Genomic DNA, 17608 nt, shown 5'->3' with positions numbered 1-17608 from the left:
TTAGGCAAACCTAAGGAGATGGGTGGCATCGACCGCTGCCCTGCAACGATGCCCATGGATAACGGTGTGGTGACTTCTGGGCGCGCAGCGCGCCTCGACACGGACCTGGTGAGCAGGTTCGCGACCTGCTGCAAAGCACTGGGCCTGCCGGTCTACGACCGGCGCCGACCCGCTGACATGGCGGCCGCTCGGCGGGCGTTCACCGAGCTCACCCGGGTGGCGCACGACCAATGCGATGCCTGGACCGGGCTGGCCGCCACCGGCTGCACCAACGTGGATGTGCTCGCCGCGGTCGTCCGTACCGCCGACACCGTCGGTGTGCTGCAGCGACATATCGAACTTCCCGCCGGGGTGCTGGGGTTCGACTACGACACCGGGCTGTATCTGCAGTTCCGCGCCACCACACCAGACGACTTCCGGCTTGCCCTCGGCGCCGCACTTGCCGTCGACGGGCAGTTCCATGCGGCCGATGAGATCGTCGCCGAGATCCGCGTCCGCCGGCCGCAATGGCGTGAAGCGCGCTGGGTCGATGTGGCCCTGCGATATCGGGCCCAGCGTTGGGCCGACGTCGTCAAACTGCTGACTCCCGTTGTCAATGACACCGGCCTCGACCCGATCTACACCCACGCCGCCAAGATCGCCCTCGGTGTGGCCCTGGCCCGCCTGGGCATGTTCGCCCCCGCGCTGACCCACCTCGAGGATCCGGACGGCCCGGTGGCCGTAGCCGCCGTCGACGGTGCGCTGGCCAGGGCGCTGTCCCTGCGCGCCTATGGGGACGACGACACCGCCACCGACGTGCTGCAGGATCTGTACGCCGCCAACCCGGCCAACGAGCAGGTCGAGCAGGCACTATCGGATCCGACCTTCGGCATCGCCACCACCACGGCGGCTCGTATCGAGGCCAGAACCGATCCGTGGGATATCGAAACAGAGCCCACTGCAGACGATTTCGTCGACCCAGAGGCCCGCGACCGCAAGGCCGCGCTGCTCGAAGAAGCCGAACGTGAGCTCGGCGAGTTCATCGGCCTCGATGAGGTCAAAGACCAGGTGTCACGGTTGAGAAGCTCGGTGGCCATGGCACTGCGGCGTGCAGAGCGCGGGCTGGCCGTCGCCCAGCGCACCCACCACCTGGTATTCGCCGGTCCGCCGGGAACCGGTAAGACGACGATCGCGCGGGTGGTGGCCAAGATCTATTGCGGCCTCGGACTGCTCAAGCGGGAGAACGTTCGCGAGGTGCACCGGGCCGACATGATCGGTCAGCACATCGGTGAGACCGAGGCCAAGACGAACGCCATCATCGACAGCGCGCTCGACGGTGTGCTGTTCCTCGACGAGGCGTACGCCTTGGTCGCCACGGGCGCCAAGAACGACTTCGGCCTGGTCGCGATCGACACCCTGCTGGCCCGGATGGAGAACGACCGCGACCGGCTGGTGGTCATCATCGCCGGCTACCGCGCCGACCTCGACCGCTTCCTGGACACCAACGAGGGTCTGCGGTCGCGGTTCACCCGCAGCATCGTCTTCCCGTCCTATTCGGCCGGCGAGCTCGTCGACATCGCCGTGTCGATGGCGGCCAACCGCGATAGCGCGTTCGAACCCGCGGCGCTGCATAGCCTTGAAGAACTGTTCGGCCAGCTGGCCAATTCGACCACTCCCGACTCGGCCGGCGTCGCACGGCGCAGCCTCGATATCGCGGGTAATGGCCGGTTCGTCCGCAACGTCGTCGAGCGCTCCGAGGAAGAACGAGAATTCAGGTTGGATCACCTGGATCTGGCCGGGGCGGATTTCACCGACGAGCAGATGATGACCATCACAGCCGCCGATGTGCGTAACGCGGTGGTGCCGCTACTGCGCGGCCTGGGGCTGACGGTGCCGGCATGAGCGACGATCGCCGGTCCTTCTCGTCGCGTACACCCGCCAACGACTACCCCGACCGGGTCACCTACCGGCGTGGATTCATCACCCGCCATCAGGTGACCGGCTGGCGATTCGTGATGCGCCGCATTGCATCTGGGCTCGCGTTACACGACACCCGGATGCTGGTCGACCCGCTGCGCAGCCAGTCCCGGGCGGTGATGACGGGGATGCTGCTGGCGGTGACCGCGGTGATCGGATGCCTGGTGTTCTCGGTGCTGCGTCCCGGTGGTGTGCCGGGCAGCGACCCGGTGCTGGCCGACCGTTCCACCTCCGCGCTCTACGTCCGCCTCGACGACCGGTTGCATCCGGTTCTCAACCTCACCTCGGCGCGGCTGGCCGTCGGGCGGCCGGTCGACCCGACCACTGTCAGCAGCGAGCAGCTGGACAAGTTCGCCCGGGGCAGCATGATCGGCATCCCGGGAGCCCCGGAACGTATGGTGCAGGGCACCTCTCACGATGCCACGTGGACCGTCTGCGCCGGCGCCGGCGGGTCGGCCGACGCCGAAGGTGTGTCGGTCATCGCCGGCCCCGTGCAACGCGGCGGCGCATATGCCGATGAATTGCCCGCCGGCCGGGCGATCGTGGCCGGCGGCGCCGACGGGAGCTGGCTGCTGTGGGACGGCCGTCGTAGCGCCATCGACCTCGCCGACCGCGCTGTCACCGATGCACTGGGGCTGCCGGCCATGACACCTCCACCGCCGGCGATCGCGCCGGGCCTGTTCAACGCGGTGCCGGAAGGTCCGGCGCTGCGGGTACCGCAGGTCCCTGACGCCGGACAATCCGCGGGATATCCGCTTCCCGTCGCGGCTCCGATCGGGTCCGTTGTCATCGCCTATGGCAACGACGCCACCCCGATGAACTACGCGGTGCTGCCCGACGGCCTGCAACCGATCAGCCCCGTGCTGGCGGCGGTCCTGCGCAACGCCAATTCCTACGGGCTGGCGCAACCACCGATCCTCGGTGCCGACGACGTCGCCCGGCTGCCGGTGTCGTCGATGCTGGACGTGGCGGCATTGCCGGCCACGCCCGTGAAACTGGTCGCCGCCGCCGACGCGCCGGTGACCTGTGCGCAATGGACCAAAATCGACGGTGCCGCGACCAGCTCGCTGACCTTGTTGTCGGGCTCGATGCTGCCGCTGCCCGCAGGCATCCGGTCGGTCGACCTCGTCGGCGGTGCCGATCCGGGCACGGCGACCCGTGTCGCGCTGCCGCCGGGCCGCGGGTACTTCGTGCAAACCGTGGGTCAGCAACCAGCCTCGCCGCCCGCGGGATCACTGTTCTGGGTTTCCGACACGGGCGTCCGCTACGGGATCGGTGGCGATCACCAGACAGTCGAGAAGTCCGTTGCCGCACTGGGTCTGGCGCAGCCACCGCTGCCGATCCCGTGGTCGGCATTGACTTTGTTCGCGCCCGGCCCGGCCCTTTCCCAATCCGATGCGCTGGTCGCCTATGACTCGGTCCGACCCGTGAACGTGCAGGAGATCCGATGAGCCGGCTGATCTTCGAGGCGGGCCGGCGGATGCCGGGCCCGAAGACCCACAAGGGCGCGATCGTGATCGAGGCGCCACCGGAGCTGCCCCGGGTAGTGCCTCCGTCGCTGTTGCGCCGGGCGCTGCCGGTTCTGATCGTGCTCCTGATCGTCGGCATGATCGTCGCGATGGTCGCCACGGGAATGCGGCTGATCTCACCGCAGACCCTGTTCTTCCCGTTCGTGTTGCTGCTGGCCGCGACCGCCCTCTACCGGGGTACCGACAACAAGATGCGCACCGAGGAAGTCGATGCCGAGCGCGCCGACTACCTGCGCTATCTGTCGGTGGTCCGGGACAATGTGCGGACCGAGGCGAGTGCGCAGCGGGCGGCGCTGTTGTGGTCACACCCGGAACCCTCCGCATTGGCGGCGATTCCGGGAACCCGCCGTCAGTGGGAGCGTGACCCGCATGACAGTGACTTCCTGGTGTTGCGGGCCGGAGTGCATATCGTGCCGCTGGGCACGACAGTGCGGGTCAAGGACACCGTCGACGAGGTGGACTTGGAGCCGGTGTCGCACAGCGCGTTACGCGCACTTCTGGACACCCAGCGCGTCGTCCGCGACGCGCCGCGCGGAATCGACCTGAAGACGGTGTCGCGGATCACCGTGGTCGGCGATGCCACGGAGGCGAGGGCGGCGCTGCGCGCCTGGCTGAGTCAAGCCGTCACCTGGCACGACGCCGCCGCCCTCGGCATCGCCCTGGCCAGTCCGGATCTGGAGTCGCCCGATTGGGCATGGCTGAAATGGCTGCCGCACAGCGACATTCCCGGCCGACTCGACGGCTGCGGACCGGCCCGATACCTGGCGGCCAACACCGACGCCCTGATCGCCTCGATCGGACCGGCGCTGGCGCAGCGCCCACTGTTCGGTGTCGACTCCGACGAATCGTTGCGCCACCTGCTGATCGTCGTGGACGACCCCGACCACGCTCCCGAGGATTCGGTGCTGGCGACCGGTTGGTCCGGGGTCACCGTGATCTACACCGCCGGGCCGGAGTCCGGCCCACGAGCCGGTCAGTACCCCGACCCGGAGCGACCGGTCCTGCGGGTGGCCGGCGGCGCGATCCAGCGGTGGGAGACCGGCGGCTGGCAACCGTATGTCGACCGTGCTGATCAGATGTCGGCAGCCGACGCGGTACACCTGGCGCGCGGGTTGGCGCGCTGGGACTCCAACCCGACCCACGCCGGGCTGCGCTCGCCCGCGACCCGGGGGGCGAGCTTCGCCACTCTGATGGGCATAGCCGACGCATCGGCGCTCGACGTGGCTGACGTGTGGGCGCCGCGCCTGCGGGACGACGAGCTGCGGGTGCCGATCGGTGTCACCGCCACCGGGGTTCCGCTGTACTTCGACCTCAAGGACGAGGCGGAAGGCGGTATGGGGCCGCACGGCCTGATGATCGGCATGACCGGATCCGGCAAGTCCCAGACACTGATGTCGATCTTGTTGTCGCTGTTGACAACACACTCGGCCGACCGGCTGATCGTGATCTATGTCGACTTCAAGGGTGAGGCCGGGGCCGATATCTTCCGCAACTTCCCCCAGGTGGTTGCCGTGATATCGAACATGGCCGAGAAGAAGTCCCTGGCCGACCGGTTCGCCGATACTCTGCGCGGTGAGGTGGCCCGCCGCGAAACCCTGCTGCGGGATTTCGGACGGCAGGTACAGGGCAGCGCCTTCGGTTCGGTGGCCGAGTACGAAGCCGCGCGCCCGGCCGCCGAAGAAATGGGGGTCGAACTGCCGCCGCTGCCGACGCTGTTCGTGGTCGCCGACGAGTTCACCCTGATGCTGGCCGAACACCCGGAATACGCGGAACTGTTCGACTACGTCGCCCGTAAGGGTCGTTCGTTTCGGATCCACATCCTGTTCGCATCGCAGACTCTCGACATCGGCCGCATCCGCGATATCGACAAGAACACGTCGTACCGCATCGGCCTCAAGGTGGCCAGCCCCGCCGCATCTCGGCAGATCATCGGCGTCGAGGACGCTTACCACATCGAATCGGGCAAGGAACACAAGGGCGTTGGCTTCCTGGTGCCCGCACCGGGAGCGGCGCCGATCAAGTTCCGCAGCACCTATGTGGACGGAATCTACGATCCGCCTCGCGCCGTCACGTCCTACGTGGTGCCGGTGGAGCCGGAGCCGGTCCCCTTCACGGCCGGACCCGCCGCGCTCGACGAAGAAATCGTGGTGCCCTCCGACGAGGAGCTCGCCCCGGCCGGGCTGCCGCGCAAGCTGATCACCACCATCGGCGATCAACTCGCTCAGTACGGCCCGAAGGCGCCGGCGCTGTGGCTGCCCCCCCTTGACGAATCGGTGCCGTTGGAGGAGGTGCTGGCCGGCGCCGCGGTGACACCGCGCCAGTGGTGCTGGCCGCTCGGCGAGATCGACCGACCGTTCGAGATGCGCCGCGACCCATTGATCTTCGAGGCGGGATCGTCGGCGGGCAATATGGTCATTCACGGCGGGGCCAAGTCCGGAAAGTCGTCGGCGCTCCTGATATTCGTGCTGTCGGCCGCGTCGCTGCACTCGCCGCGTGACGTCACGTTCTACTGTCTGGACTACGGCGGCGGGCGGCTGCGCGGCCTGGAAGGGCTCGCCCATGTGGGCAGTGTCGCCTCACCCCTGGAACCCGAGCGGATCCGGCGGACGTTCGGCGAGCTGGAGCAATTGCTGCGGTCGCGACAGGGTAACGCCGGTCGTCACAGTGGCTATCAGGATGCGTACGGCGAAGTGTTCCTGGTGATCGACAACCTGTATGCCTTCGGTCGCGACAACACCGACCAGTTCAACACGCGCAACCCGCTGTTGGCCACGGTGACCGAATTGGCCAACACCGGTCTGGCGCACGGTATCCACGTCGTGGTCACCACGCCGAACTGGCTGGAGGTTCCGCTGGCGATGCGCGACGGGCTCGGGTTGCGGCTCGAGCTGCGGCTGCCCGACCCGCGCGACAGCAACGTGCGCGTCACCGACAGCCAGCGCAGGCCGGCGGAATCGGTGCCGCATGATCAGCCTGGCCGGGGGCTGACGATGGCCGGGGAGCATTTCCTGTTCGCCGAACCCGATGTGGCTCAGATTCCGACGATCAATGCGGCGCACCCGGGTGTGCAGGCACCGCCGGTGCGACTGCTGCCGGCCGACCTCGAGCCCGCGGTGGTGGCGCCGCTGTACCGCGGTGGCGAGCGGGTGGTGCTGGGGCAGCGCGAATTCGATCTCGGCGCGGTGGTGCACGACTTCGCCGAGCATCCGCTGTTGATGGTGTTCGGGGACGGCAAGTCCGGTAAGACCACCCTGCTGCGCCACCTGATCCGCACCCTCCGGGAGAACTCGACCGCCGCGGAGGTCGCGTTCACGGTGTTCGACCGGCGCCTGCACCTCGTCGAGGAGCCGCTGTTCGCCGACAACGAGTACAGCGCGAACATCGACCGGGTCACTCCCGCCGTCATGGGACTCGCGGCTTTGATCGAACAGCGCCGCCCCCCGGCTGGATTGCCTGCGGCGGAACTCGCGGCGTGGAACTACCGCGCCAACAGCGGGTCGGGGCACACGCATTACCTGATCGTCGACGATGTCGACCAGATCCCCGACGGCCCTGCCCTGAGCGGGCCGTACGCCGGTCACCGGCCGTGGACGCCCTTGCTCGGGCTGCTCTCGGCGGCAGGCGATCTCGGCTTGCGCGTCATCCTCACCGGACGGGCAGGCGGTTCGGCGCACGCGTTGATGACCAACCCGCTGTTGCGCCGGATGAGTGATCTGCAGTCGACGGTGGTGATGCTGTCGGGCAACCCCGCCGACGGCGCGAAGATCCGCGGGCACCGCTTCACCAGGCTGCCAGTCGGTCGCGGCGTGCTGCTCGGCGACAGCGATCTCGTCGACCACATCCAGCTCGTCAATCCATTCGCCCGTGCGCACAGCGCATCTCGGATTCGGTTCGGAGAGGACCACTCATCATGACGTTACGTGTCATCCCCGAGGGTCTGACCTCGGCCAGCGCCGCGGTGGAAGCCCTGACCGCGCGGCTGGCCGCCGCGCATGCGGCCGCCGCCCCGTTGATCACCGCGGTGGTGCCCCCGGCCGCCGATCCCGTCTCGCTGCAGACGGCCGCCGGGTTCAGCGCCCAAGGCCTCGAGCACGCCGCGACCGGCGCCCAGGGTGTCACCGAGCTGGGCCGATCGGGTGTCGCGGTCGGTGAATCGGGTTCCGGCTACGCCGCCACCGATACAGCCGCGGCAGGCTCCTACCTGATCGCGCGGGGAGGCTGATGACGGCGCCAGTTTGGCTTGCTTCACCACCGGAAGTGCACTCGGCGCTGTTGAGCGCGGGACCCGGCCCCGGTGAGCTGCTGGCCGCAGCATCGGCCTGGCAAGCACTGAGTGCCGAATATGCCTCCGTGGCAGCGGAACTCACCCAGATTGTGGCGGCGGTGCAGGCCGGCGCGTGGCAGGGCCCCAGTGCCGAGCGGTACGTGGCGGCCCACGTGCCCTACCTGGCGTGGTTGGAACAGGCCAGCGTGAACAGTGCCGGGGCGGCCGCCCAGCAACACACCGCCGCCGCGGCGTACAGCGCCGCGCTGGCCGCCATGCCGACGCTGCCCGAGCTGGCGGCCAACCACACCGTGCACGGCGTGCTGATGGCGACGAACTTTTTCGGCATCAATACGATCCCGATTGCGGTCAACGAGGCCGATTACGTTCGGATGTGGATCCAGGCGGCCACCACCATGGGCGTCTATCAGGCCATCGCAGGCACTGCACTGGCGGCCGCACCGCGGACCATGCCGGCCCCGACGATCACGCTGCCGGGGTCAGCGGCGGTATCGATGACGGCCACCGTAACGGCGGCGCCCCAGGCCAGCGAATCCGGCTCCTCACTGACCAATTCGAACATCATCGTTCAGCTGCTCGAGGCCTACATCAAGTCCCTTCCGGACGGCGATCTGATCTGGGACTTCCTCACCCATCCGGTGCAGAGCATCCAGCAGATGATCGTCGACTTCCTGACCAACCCGGCCCAGGCGTGGGCGACCTGGGGGCCGTTGCTGTCCGCGCTGCTGTACCAGGCGATCTTGCAGCCGGTGGGGTGGACCACCTGGGGACTGGTGCTGAGCTCGCCACTGCTGATCCCGGCGCTGGCGGCTGCCGCACTGCCATTACTGGGACTGCTCACCCTGATTCCGAGCCCACCGGCGCCCGACGTCCCCCAGCCCGTTGCGATACCCGCCCAGCCCCAGCAGAACCCCTGGCCGATCTCGTCGACGGCACCCACCGCACCCGCCCCCGCGCCCGCCGCGCCGACCGCTCCTGCGGCTCCCGCCGCACCCGCAGCCTCGGCGGCGGCACCGGTACCCGCAGCGCAAGGCATCTTCTACGCCGTCGCCGGCGCCGACCCCGACGACGGCCCCGGCCCGACGTTGATCGAGGGCAGCGGAAACAAGGCACAGGTGCCCGAAGCGGCGCCCGCGGCCGCCGCGCTGTCGTCGGTGCAGGCCAGGGAACGGGCCAAGCGCCGCCGCGCCCAGCGAGTCAAGGACCGCGGCCACCGCGACGAGTACATGGACCTCGACAGCGACCCGGGGCCGCCGGCGGAGCCAGCCCCACACCCCACCACCTCGTCGTCGGATCGGGGCGCGGGGCCAATCGGATTCGCCGGCACCGAAACCCGTGCTCGTGGCGTCACCGCCGCGGGGCTCACCGAGCTCGCCGACGCGACGGGAGAGCGCCCCACCATGCCGATGCTTCCCACCACCTGGGACAGCAATCCGGACGAAACCGACAAGTGATTGGAGAACTGCAGTGAGCATGCTCGACGCCCACATACCGCAGCTCGTGGCCGCAGAGGCCGCGTTCGGCGCCAAGACCGCGCTGATGCGCAGCACCATCGCTCAAGCCGAGCAGGCCGCGATGACCGCCCAGGCTTTCCACATGGGTGAGTCGTCGGCCGCCTTCCAGGCCGCCCACGCACGGTTCGTCGAGGTCGCCGCGAAGGTCAACTCTCTGTTGGACATCGCCCAGATCAACCTCGGCGAGGCCGGCGCCACCTATGTGGCCGAAGATGCCGCCGCGGCAACGACATACGGAGGTCTCTGATGTCTCAGATCATGTACAACTACCCTGCCATGCTTGCCCATGCCGGCGATATGGCGGGCTACGCCGGCACGCTGCAGGCGGTCGGCGCCGACATCGCCACCGAGCAGTCCGCCCTGCAGGGGGCCTGGCAGGGCGAGACCGGCATGACATACCAGGCGTGGCAGGCCCAGTGGAACCTGGCCATGGAAGAACTGGTGCGCGCGTATCGAGCGATGGCCACCACCCACGAGAGCAACACGCTGTCGATGCAGGCGCGCGACCAAGCCGAAGGCGCTAAGTGGGGCTGAGACTTGCCCGCACATGACGCGGTCGAGTTGACGGCCGACGCTGCCTGGCTCGTTGCCGAAAGCGTTGGTGCCGGTTCGTTTCCCTGGGTGTTGGCGATCACGCCATCCCTGGCCGAACCACGCGGGTCGGGAGCGATGCTCGCTCGGTTGCGTGCGGACCTGACCCGCTCGGGTGTGATGTCGGCCGACGGATCGGTGCACGCAGCAGTGGCACGGTGGATGCGGATCGTCTGTGCGCCGGAGCGATGGCTGGAGCTGCGCTATGTGCGGGGGAGTGGCGCCGACCTGCTGCGGGGGCTGATCGCCCGCCGTGGCGAGGAGACCGTGGTCGCGCTGCGCAGTGGCGAGCTGGTCACGTTCACCGCACTCGACATCAGCGATCCCACCCTCCTCGCTCCGGTGGTCACCGCGGGCCTGGCGGGCCGCGCGCCCGCGAGGTTCGCCGAATTCGTTCTGCCGACCCGGGTGGGGGTGCGTGCCGATGAACGATTGCGTGCCGGAGCCGATCTCGGCGCCGTCCTGGATCACCTGGGCCTACCTGCCTCGGCCGTCACGGTAGTGCGGTCGGCCCTCACCGGTGCGCGCAGCTACGTGGAGGTCCGCGCTGGCTCGGCCCGCGACGGTGTGCACAACCTCAGCGAGGTCGGCGTGGGCATCATCGACGCCGAAGCCGGCCGGGTATTGGTGAGCGCGGAGCGCGCCGCTGACGCGGAGTGGGTCTCGACCTTCTCGCCCGGAACACCGTTCGCCATCGCCCTGGCGCTCGACCGGCTCACCGAGACCCTGCCCGACGGGCGCTGGTTTCCCGCCGCCACGCTGGTGCGCGACTTCTCCAGCAACACAATCTGATCAGGAGAGAGAACAACGATGACCGAAACCCCGGTGCTGCCGATCGTGCGCGTCGCCGTCCTGGCGTACGGCCGGATCACCGATGTGGCATTGCCCGCCGAGCTGCCGCTGCGCGAGATCCTGCCCGCGGTGAAGCGGCTGGTGCCGCAGCCGGACTCCGATACGGAGACGTCGGTCCCCACGCCGATGACGCTGGCACCGATCGGCGGTGCGCCGTTCAGCGTGGAGGCGAGCCTGGACACGGTCGGAGTCGTCGACGGCGATCTCCTTGCCTTACAACCGGTTCCCGCGGGTCCGACGACGCCCGGTGTCGTCGAGGACATCGCCGACGCCGCGGTGATCTTCTCCGCTGCGCGCACGCGGCCCTGGGGTCCGCACCGCCTGCAGCTGGGAGCCACGATCGCCACCGCGGTGTTCGTGGTGGCGCTGACGGCCATCGGCATCGCCCATCGGGCCGCGACCGCCTCGGTGATCGGTCTCTACGCCGTAAGCGCGCTCGCGGTCCTCACCGCGGTCGCCGGGCTGCTGTTGCGTGCCCGTTGTGCTCGGCTGGCCACCGGAGTGTCGGCCGCCGCCCTGCTGCCGATCGTTTCGGCTTTCTGGCTTGCCGTACCCGGCCTGTGGGGAGCGTCGCAGGTGATGCTGGCCGCCGCCGGCGTGGCCGCCTGGTCGCTGATCGTCCTGACCCAGACCGAGGATGGTGTCGGATTATTCACCGCCACAGCAGTTGTCGGTCTCGGGGCGCTGCTGGTCGCGGGCGCGACAGCCCGGTGGCAACTGCCCGCGTTGACGGTGGGATGCGCACTGATTGTGGTGGCCCTGCTGATCACGGTGTCCGCCCCGGGACTGGCGGCGATGTGGGCACGCTTTCCGTTGCCGGTGATCCCGGCCCCCGGTGATCCGACCCCGTCGAGCCCGGCCGCGCGACTGCTCGCCGATCTGCCCCGCCGGGTGCGTATCGGCGAGGCCCATCAGACCGGGCTGATCGCGGGTGGGGTGTTGTTGTCGTCGGCCGGATCGTTGATGGTGGCCGGTCGGAGCGAAGGCCCCGGCGCCTGGGGCTGGTACCTGGTTGCGGCGGCCGCGGCAGCTGCGGTGCTGCGGGCCCGGGTGTGGGACACCGCGGCGTGCAAGGGCTGGCTGCTCGCCCAGCCGTTCCTGGTGACCGGTGGACTGCTGGTCGCCTTCGTCGCCGATCAGCGGTTCCTGGCCGCATGGTGGGTGGTTGCGGCACTCGGTGCGCTCACCGCCGCATGGGTGGTGGCGGCCGTGAACCCGGATACGGCGTCGGCGGACCGGTACTCGCTGCCGCTGCGCCGGCTGATCGGGTTCCTGGCCGCGGGTATCGACGCGTCGCTGGTCCCGGTGATCGTCTATCTGGTCGGTATCTTCACATGGGTCCTCGATCGATGATCCGGCCCGCCGTGATCGCCGCGGTGGTGCTTCTGGTCGCGGCACCGGTGGCCGGTGCCGTCAACCCGCCCGTCGCCGACCCCGCCACACCGCCGCCACCGGGCACCGCCGGGCCGACCGCGGGCATGAGCCAGCGCTCCGAATGCGTGACCACCGGCATCCGGCCGGGTAGCGACCCCGGCGCGGTCAACCCCAATCAGGTGATGCTCGATCTCGCTGGCGCAGGGAGATATTCGCGCGGCGAGGGCCAGACGGTAGCCGTCATCGACACCGGGGTGCGCCCGGGACCTCGGCTGCCCAACGTTGTCGGCGGCGGTGACTACCTCGCGGCGGGGGACGGTCTCACCGACTGCGACGGCCACGGCACGCTGATCGCCGGAATCATCGGCGGGCAACCCGGTCCGGACGGATTCAGCGGTGTCGCTCCTGGCGCCCGGCTGCTGTCGATCCGGCAGGTCTCACCGAGGTTCTCGCCCAACGCCGCTGGCAAAGACCCCGCGTCGGTGCGGGCCGGCATCGAGATCGAGACGCTGGCCCGAGCCGTGGTACGGGCAGCCGATCTCGGCGCCACGGTCATCAACATCTCGACCGCCGCCTGTCTGGCCCCTGATCGGCTCGGCGATCAGCAGACCCTCGGTGCGGCGCTACGCTATGCCGCGATCGACAAGGATGCGGTAATCGTCGCCGCTGCGGGTGATTCGGGTGGGGCAGGAGCCGGTGCAGTTGGAATGCAGTGCGCGTCGAATCCGGTCGGCGATCCCGCACCGCTTGGTGATCCCCGCAACTGGGCAGGTGTGACGTCGGTGTCGGTGCCGTCCTGGTGGCAGCCATACGTGCTGTCCGTGGCAGCGCTGACCGCCGAGGGGCAACCCACCGATTTCACCATGGCCGGACCGTGGGTGGGCATCGCCGCGCCGGGCCAGAACATCGTGTCGGTGAGTAACGACGCCGCAGGTGGCCTGGCCAACGGCATGCCCGACGGCCGCGGCGGGATGGTTGCGCTGGACGGCACCAGCTTCGCCGCCGCCTATGTCGCCGGTGCGGCCGCTCTGGTCCGCGGCCGCTATCCGGGCATGTCTGCCGACGAGGTGGTGCGGCGGTTGACATCGACGGCGCACAACGGCGCGCAGGCGCCGTCGAACCTCGTCGGCGCCGGAACGCTCGATCCGGTCGGAGCGCTGACCTGGACCATCGATTCCGCCGGCGACACCGCGCCGGCACCGACCAGCAGACGTATCGCGGCGCCTGTCCCGCCGCCACCGGTCGACCACACCCCGCGCACGGTCGCGTTCATCGGCACGGCGGTGCTCGCCGCCGTCGTCGTCGCCGCTGTCGTCACGCGCAGACGCAAGGAGGAACGGGAATGAGCGGGATCCCTGGCCCGGGTGCGGCGCGGCTCACCGTCGTTCTGCTGGCGGTCGTGTCGGCCGTGCTGGCCTATCCGTGGCGGTCGACCAACGATCAGTGGGCGCTGGGAGTGGCCGTCGCGGTGGCGCTGGCGTCGCTGCTCTGGTGGCGTGGCCGGTTCCTCACCACGATCGTCGCCCAGCGCCTGCGGGTGCTGCTGCACCGCAAGGCCATTCACCCGGCACCGGCCGAACTGCGATCGACGGGCGCGGACGTGATCACCACAGTGCTCGCCCGCGTCGAGAGCCGGGAGCGCGAACTGCCGCTCGGGCTTCTCGCCGGTTACCTCGACCGGTACGGGTTGGTGTGCGATTCGGTGCGGATCACCACCCGCACCACCGGATCGGACGCGACGACCTGGATCGGGCTCACGGTCAGCGGTGCACGGAATCTGAGTGCTCTGCAGGGCAGGTCGGCGCAGATACCGCTGCGCCAGACCGCCGAGAACGCCGCCCGCCGGCTCATCGGCCAGTTGCGTGAGACCGGCTGGACGGCAACGCTTGTCGATTCCCACCAAGTCCCGGATCTGGCGACTGCGGGCGCGCGTGAGCGATGGGGCACGGTCACAGACGAGCGCGGCTACCTCACCACCTACGCCGCGAAGAATCCCGAAGCGCTCGCGGCAGTGGGCGCGGATGCCGACGAAGCGTGGACGGTGGTGGAGATCGCCGGAACGTCGCCGCTGGACCGGATCCGAGCGGCCGCCACGATCCGCACCGAAAGCCGGCCGGACGCGCCGCCGCCCGGGCTGGTACGGATTCCTGGTCGGCAGGCCCGCGCGCTGGCCGCACTGCACCCGTTGTCCGGTGCACGCCTGCTCAATTGACGAAAGGGCCCGACATGGTGGAGATCACGCCTCAAACTCTTTCGGGCCGGAGAATACGAAGTGACGGTGACCGGTCGCGAGCAGATCAGCGAACACTACCCGCGGGCATCGTCACGACGCCAGTGTCGCCGGCTTTGATCGCCCTATGCGTGGGCGGTGGGTTGCGCTCAGCGCTTACGGCCGGCCTTGGCGACCCGAATACCCTTCCCAGGGACTGTAATCCGCCAGCAGCTCCTCCTGGGCCGGGCGTGCGGCCTCGGGTACGTGTTCGAGATTGATCCGGATGCGGTACCAGATCGAGCTCGGCCCGCGCATACCGTCGACCAGGATGTCGGTCGGGTGCAGAACCCGAGCGGCCTCGGGGTGGCGGGCCCGCCAGACATCCAGGGCCGCCATCGCCTCGTCCCGGGTCTTGGTCCGCGCGATCTCGATCAGCGGCTTGCCGCCCTTCGGGGCTTTCTCCGCCGGCCCGAGTTCCTCGGCCAGCCGCAGCAGCGCGTCCAGCGAGCCGACCGCGTCGTCCATCGGCGCCCACGGGTCTCCGACGTCGGCGACCCGGGACGGGACCGTGGCGATGGTGAATTCCTCGGCCCGGCACCCCGGTACCTCGTCCCATGTCAGCGGCGTGGAGACCCGGGCGTCCGGGGTGGCCCGGACCGAGTACGCCGATGCCACCGTCCGGTCCTTGGCGTTCTGATTGAAATCGACGAACACGCCCTGGCGTTCCTCTTTCCACCATTGGCTGGTCGCCAATTCGGGCGCACGGCGCGCCACCTCGCGGGCCACGGTTTCGGCGGCCAGTCGCACCTGCTTGAACGGCCACCGTGGCGCGATGCGGGCATAGATGTGAAAGCCGCGCGATCCGGAGGTCTTGGGCCAGGCGGTCAGCCCGTGATCCTCGAGCACCTCCCGCGCGACCTGCGCCACATCCACGATCTGCGGCCACGCGACACCGGGCATCGGATCGAGGTCGATGCGGAGCTCGTCGGGATGGTCGAGGTCGCCCGAGCGGACCGGGTGCGGATTGAGATCGACGCAGCCGAGGTTGACCGCCCACACCAGCCCGGCCGCGTCGTGCAGCACCGCCTCCTTGGCCGATGTTCCCCGCGCGTACCGCAGCTCGGCGACGTCGATCCAGTCCGGACGTTTCTCGGGGGCGCGCTTCTGGAAGATCGCCTCCTCGGTGATGCCCTTGACGAATCGCTTGAGGATCATCGGCCGGTCGGCGACGCCGCGCAGCGCGCCGTCGGCCACGGCCAGGTAGTAGGTGATGAGGTCCAGCTTGGTCACCGGCTCGCGTCCGCCCGCGGCCGGGAAGACCACCTTGTCAGGATGGCTGATGGCGACCCGGCGGCCCCCGATCTCCGCGAAGTCGGCCATGTGGCCATGGTAATTAGCCTGCTCGTTCCGTCCTGACTGCGACCTACGTCACATAGGGTTGCAAGCATGCCCAGTCTGATGGATCTGCCTGCTCAGGCGTTGGCCACGGTGCAGCGATTGGCCGAACGCGGCTCCTCTGAGCTGCACTACCTGCACAAGATGATCTCGTCGGGCGCGTTGCGGCTCGAGCCACCACAGAACCTCGTCGCGCTGGTATCCGACATCCGCCGGTGGGGTGAGATCGGGATGGTTCCGGCGCTCAACGCCCGGCGCACCCCCGACAAATTGGCGATCGTCGACGACGAGGGGTCGATGACCTACGCCGAACTCGACGCCGCCGCCCACGCGGTGGCCAACGGGCTGCTGGCCATGGGCGTCAAGGGCGGCGACGGGGTGGCCATCCTGGCCCGCAACCACCGCTGGTTCGTGATCGCCAACTACGGCGCCGCGCGGGTCGGTGCCCGCACCATCATGCTGAACACCGAGTTCTCCGGGCCGCAGATCAGAGACGTCTCCGACCGTGAGGGCGCCAAGCTGATCATCTACGACGACGAGTACGCCGAGGCCGTCAAGCTTGCCGAGCCGCCGCTGGGCAAGCTGCGCGCGCTGGGAACCAACCCGGAGAAGGGTGAGCCGTCGGGCAGCACCGACGAGACCCTGGCCGACCTCATCGCCCGCAGCAGCACCGAACCGGCGCCCAAGGTCACCAAGCGGTCGTCGATCGTCATCCTGACCAGTGGCACCACCGGCACACCCAAGGGAGCCACCCGCAACACCCCGCCGACGCTGGCCCCGATCGGCGGGGTGCTCTCCGCCGTGCCGTTCCGCGCCGGAGAGGTGACCGCGCTGCCGTCGCCGATGTTCCACGCGCTTGGTTATCTGCACGCCACCATCGCGCTCACCATGGGATCGACGCTGGTGCTGCATCGGAAGTTCAAACCGGCCGTCGTGCTCCAGGACGTCGAGACGCACAAGGTCACCGCAATGGTGGTGGTGCCCGTCATGCTCTCGCGCATGCTCGACGCGTTGGAGGCCCTGGAGGCCCTGGAGGCCGGGGACACCAAGCCCGACCTGTCGTCGTTGCGGATCGTGTTCGTCTCGGGATCACAACTCGGCGCCGAACTGGCCACCCGCGCGCTGAAGGATCTCGGTCCGGTGATCTACAACCTCTACGGCTCAACCGAAGTCGCGCTGGCCACCATCGCCGGGCCGAAGGATCTGCAGATGAACCCGGCTACCGTCGGTCCGGTCGTCAGGGGCGTGAAGATCAAGATCCTCGACGACGACGGTAACGAGGTGCCCCAGGGTGAGGTCGGCCGGATCTTCGTCGGGAACAGTTTCCCCTTCGAGGGGTACACCGGTGGTGGCGGCAAGCAGATCATCGACGGCTTGCTGTCGTCGGGTGACGTCGGCTACTTCGACCACAACGGGCTGCTGTTCGTCAGCGGCCGCGACGACGAGATGATCGTCTCGGGCGGGGAGAACGTCTTCCCGGCCGAGGTCGAGGACCTCATCAGTGGCCATCCCGACGTCGTCGAGGCGACTGCGCTCGGTGTCGACGACCCCGACTGGGGTGCTCGCCTGCGCGCGTTCGTCGTCCTGCGGGACCAAGCCGAACTCAGCGAGGAAGCCGTCAAGAACTATGTGCGCGAGCACCTTGCGCGCTACAAGGTTCCGCGCGAAGTGATCTTCCTTTCCGAGCTGCCGCGCAATCCCACCGGCAAGATCCTCAAACGAGAGCTGCGCCAGATCGAGGTGCAGTAGCCCGGATTTAGACATCCTTACTCATATGTCTCACTAATGAGTCAAAGGTAGTGGGGTGTTGCACTTGAATTGTGATCTGTGCTACACCAGATTCACCAAGTGACACCCCACACAGTGCGGAGGCGTGATGCGTCCAGCGGCCCGGGCAATC

At 68.9% G+C, this 17608-nt stretch carries 13 protein-coding genes; 12 read left to right on the top strand and 1 reads right to left on the bottom strand.

The window, feature by feature from the left end:
• The first annotated feature begins 54 nt into the window (after positions 1-54).
• The 11 genes from eccA to eccE are packed head-to-tail and all read left to right on the top strand — an operon-like array spanning position 55 to position 14313.
• On the top strand, positions 55-1881 hold the full coding sequence (gene eccA / locus ORI27_RS19945; protein WP_323055637.1) for a type VII secretion AAA-ATPase EccA: 1827 nt from the start codon (positions 55-57) through the stop codon (positions 1879-1881).
• Positions 1878-3407 carry a type VII secretion protein EccB gene (eccB, locus tag ORI27_RS19940; RefSeq protein ID WP_265998764.1) on the top strand — a complete coding sequence of 510 codons (1530 nt, stop codon included), beginning with the start codon at positions 1878-1880 and terminating at the stop codon, positions 3405-3407. The genes eccA and eccB overlap by 4 nt, the downstream gene beginning before the upstream one ends.
• Positions 3404-7399 carry a type VII secretion protein EccCa gene (gene eccCa / locus ORI27_RS19935; RefSeq protein WP_265998765.1) on the top strand — a complete coding sequence of 1332 codons (3996 nt, stop codon included), beginning with the start codon at positions 3404-3406 and terminating at the stop codon, positions 7397-7399. The genes eccB and eccCa overlap by 4 nt, the downstream gene beginning before the upstream one ends.
• On the top strand, positions 7396-7707 hold the full coding sequence (locus ORI27_RS19930; RefSeq protein WP_265998766.1) for a PE family protein: 312 nt from the start codon (positions 7396-7398) through the stop codon (positions 7705-7707). Before eccCa ends, ORI27_RS19930 begins: the two co-directional genes overlap by 4 nt.
• Positions 7707-9224 (top strand): PPE family protein, encoded by a 1518-nt coding sequence (locus ORI27_RS19925; protein ID WP_265998768.1) that lies wholly within the window; start codon positions 7707-7709, stop codon positions 9222-9224. The genes ORI27_RS19930 and ORI27_RS19925 overlap by 1 nt, the downstream gene beginning before the upstream one ends.
• A 13-nt stretch (positions 9225-9237) precedes the next feature.
• Positions 9238-9531 carry a type VII secretion protein EsxS gene (locus ORI27_RS19920; protein ID WP_265998769.1) on the top strand — a complete coding sequence of 98 codons (294 nt, stop codon included), beginning with the start codon at positions 9238-9240 and terminating at the stop codon, positions 9529-9531.
• A complete protein-coding gene (locus ORI27_RS19915) occupies positions 9531-9818 on the top strand; it encodes a WXG100 family type VII secretion target (protein WP_265998770.1) in 288 nt (95 codons plus the stop codon). The genes ORI27_RS19920 and ORI27_RS19915 overlap by 1 nt, the downstream gene beginning before the upstream one ends.
• 3 nt (positions 9819-9821) lie before the next feature.
• Positions 9822-10667 (top strand): ESX secretion-associated protein EspG, encoded by an 846-nt coding sequence (locus ORI27_RS19910; RefSeq protein ID WP_265998771.1) that lies wholly within the window; start codon positions 9822-9824, stop codon positions 10665-10667.
• Positions 10668-10685: 18 nt separating this feature from the next.
• Positions 10686-12080: a type VII secretion integral membrane protein EccD gene (gene eccD / locus ORI27_RS19905; RefSeq protein ID WP_265998772.1), complete on the top strand. Its 1395-nt coding sequence runs from the start codon at positions 10686-10688 to the stop codon at positions 12078-12080.
• Positions 12077-13447, top strand: a complete 1371-nt coding sequence (mycP, locus tag ORI27_RS19900) for a type VII secretion-associated serine protease mycosin (protein ID WP_265998773.1) — start codon at positions 12077-12079, stop codon at positions 13445-13447. Before eccD ends, mycP begins: the two co-directional genes overlap by 4 nt.
• The gene (gene eccE, locus ORI27_RS19895) at positions 13444-14313 is read left to right on the top strand and encodes a type VII secretion protein EccE (protein WP_265998775.1); all 870 of its coding nucleotides are present in this window, start codon (positions 13444-13446) and stop codon (positions 14311-14313) included. The genes mycP and eccE overlap by 4 nt, the downstream gene beginning before the upstream one ends.
• A gap of 174 nt (positions 14314-14487) precedes the next feature.
• On the opposite strand, the gene ORI27_RS19890 is transcribed toward eccE, so the two are convergent.
• Positions 14488-15693 (bottom strand): DNA polymerase domain-containing protein, encoded by a 1206-nt coding sequence (locus ORI27_RS19890; protein ID WP_265998776.1) that lies wholly within the window; start codon positions 15691-15693, stop codon positions 14488-14490.
• Between the two features lie 66 nt (positions 15694-15759).
• On the opposite strand from ORI27_RS19890, the gene fadD2 reads away from it, so the two are divergent.
• Positions 15760-17457: a long-chain-fatty-acid--CoA ligase FadD2 gene (fadD2, locus tag ORI27_RS19885; RefSeq protein WP_265998777.1), complete on the top strand. Its 1698-nt coding sequence runs from the start codon at positions 15760-15762 to the stop codon at positions 17455-17457.
• Positions 17458-17608 lie beyond the last annotated feature (151 nt).

It is taken from the genome of Mycobacterium pinniadriaticum (assembly GCF_026242045.1).
Taxonomy (GTDB): domain Bacteria; phylum Actinomycetota; class Actinomycetes; order Mycobacteriales; family Mycobacteriaceae; genus Mycobacterium; species Mycobacterium pinniadriaticum.
Note: the sequence above shows the minus strand (reverse complement) of the source record. Positions and strands in the feature narration are given on the sequence as shown.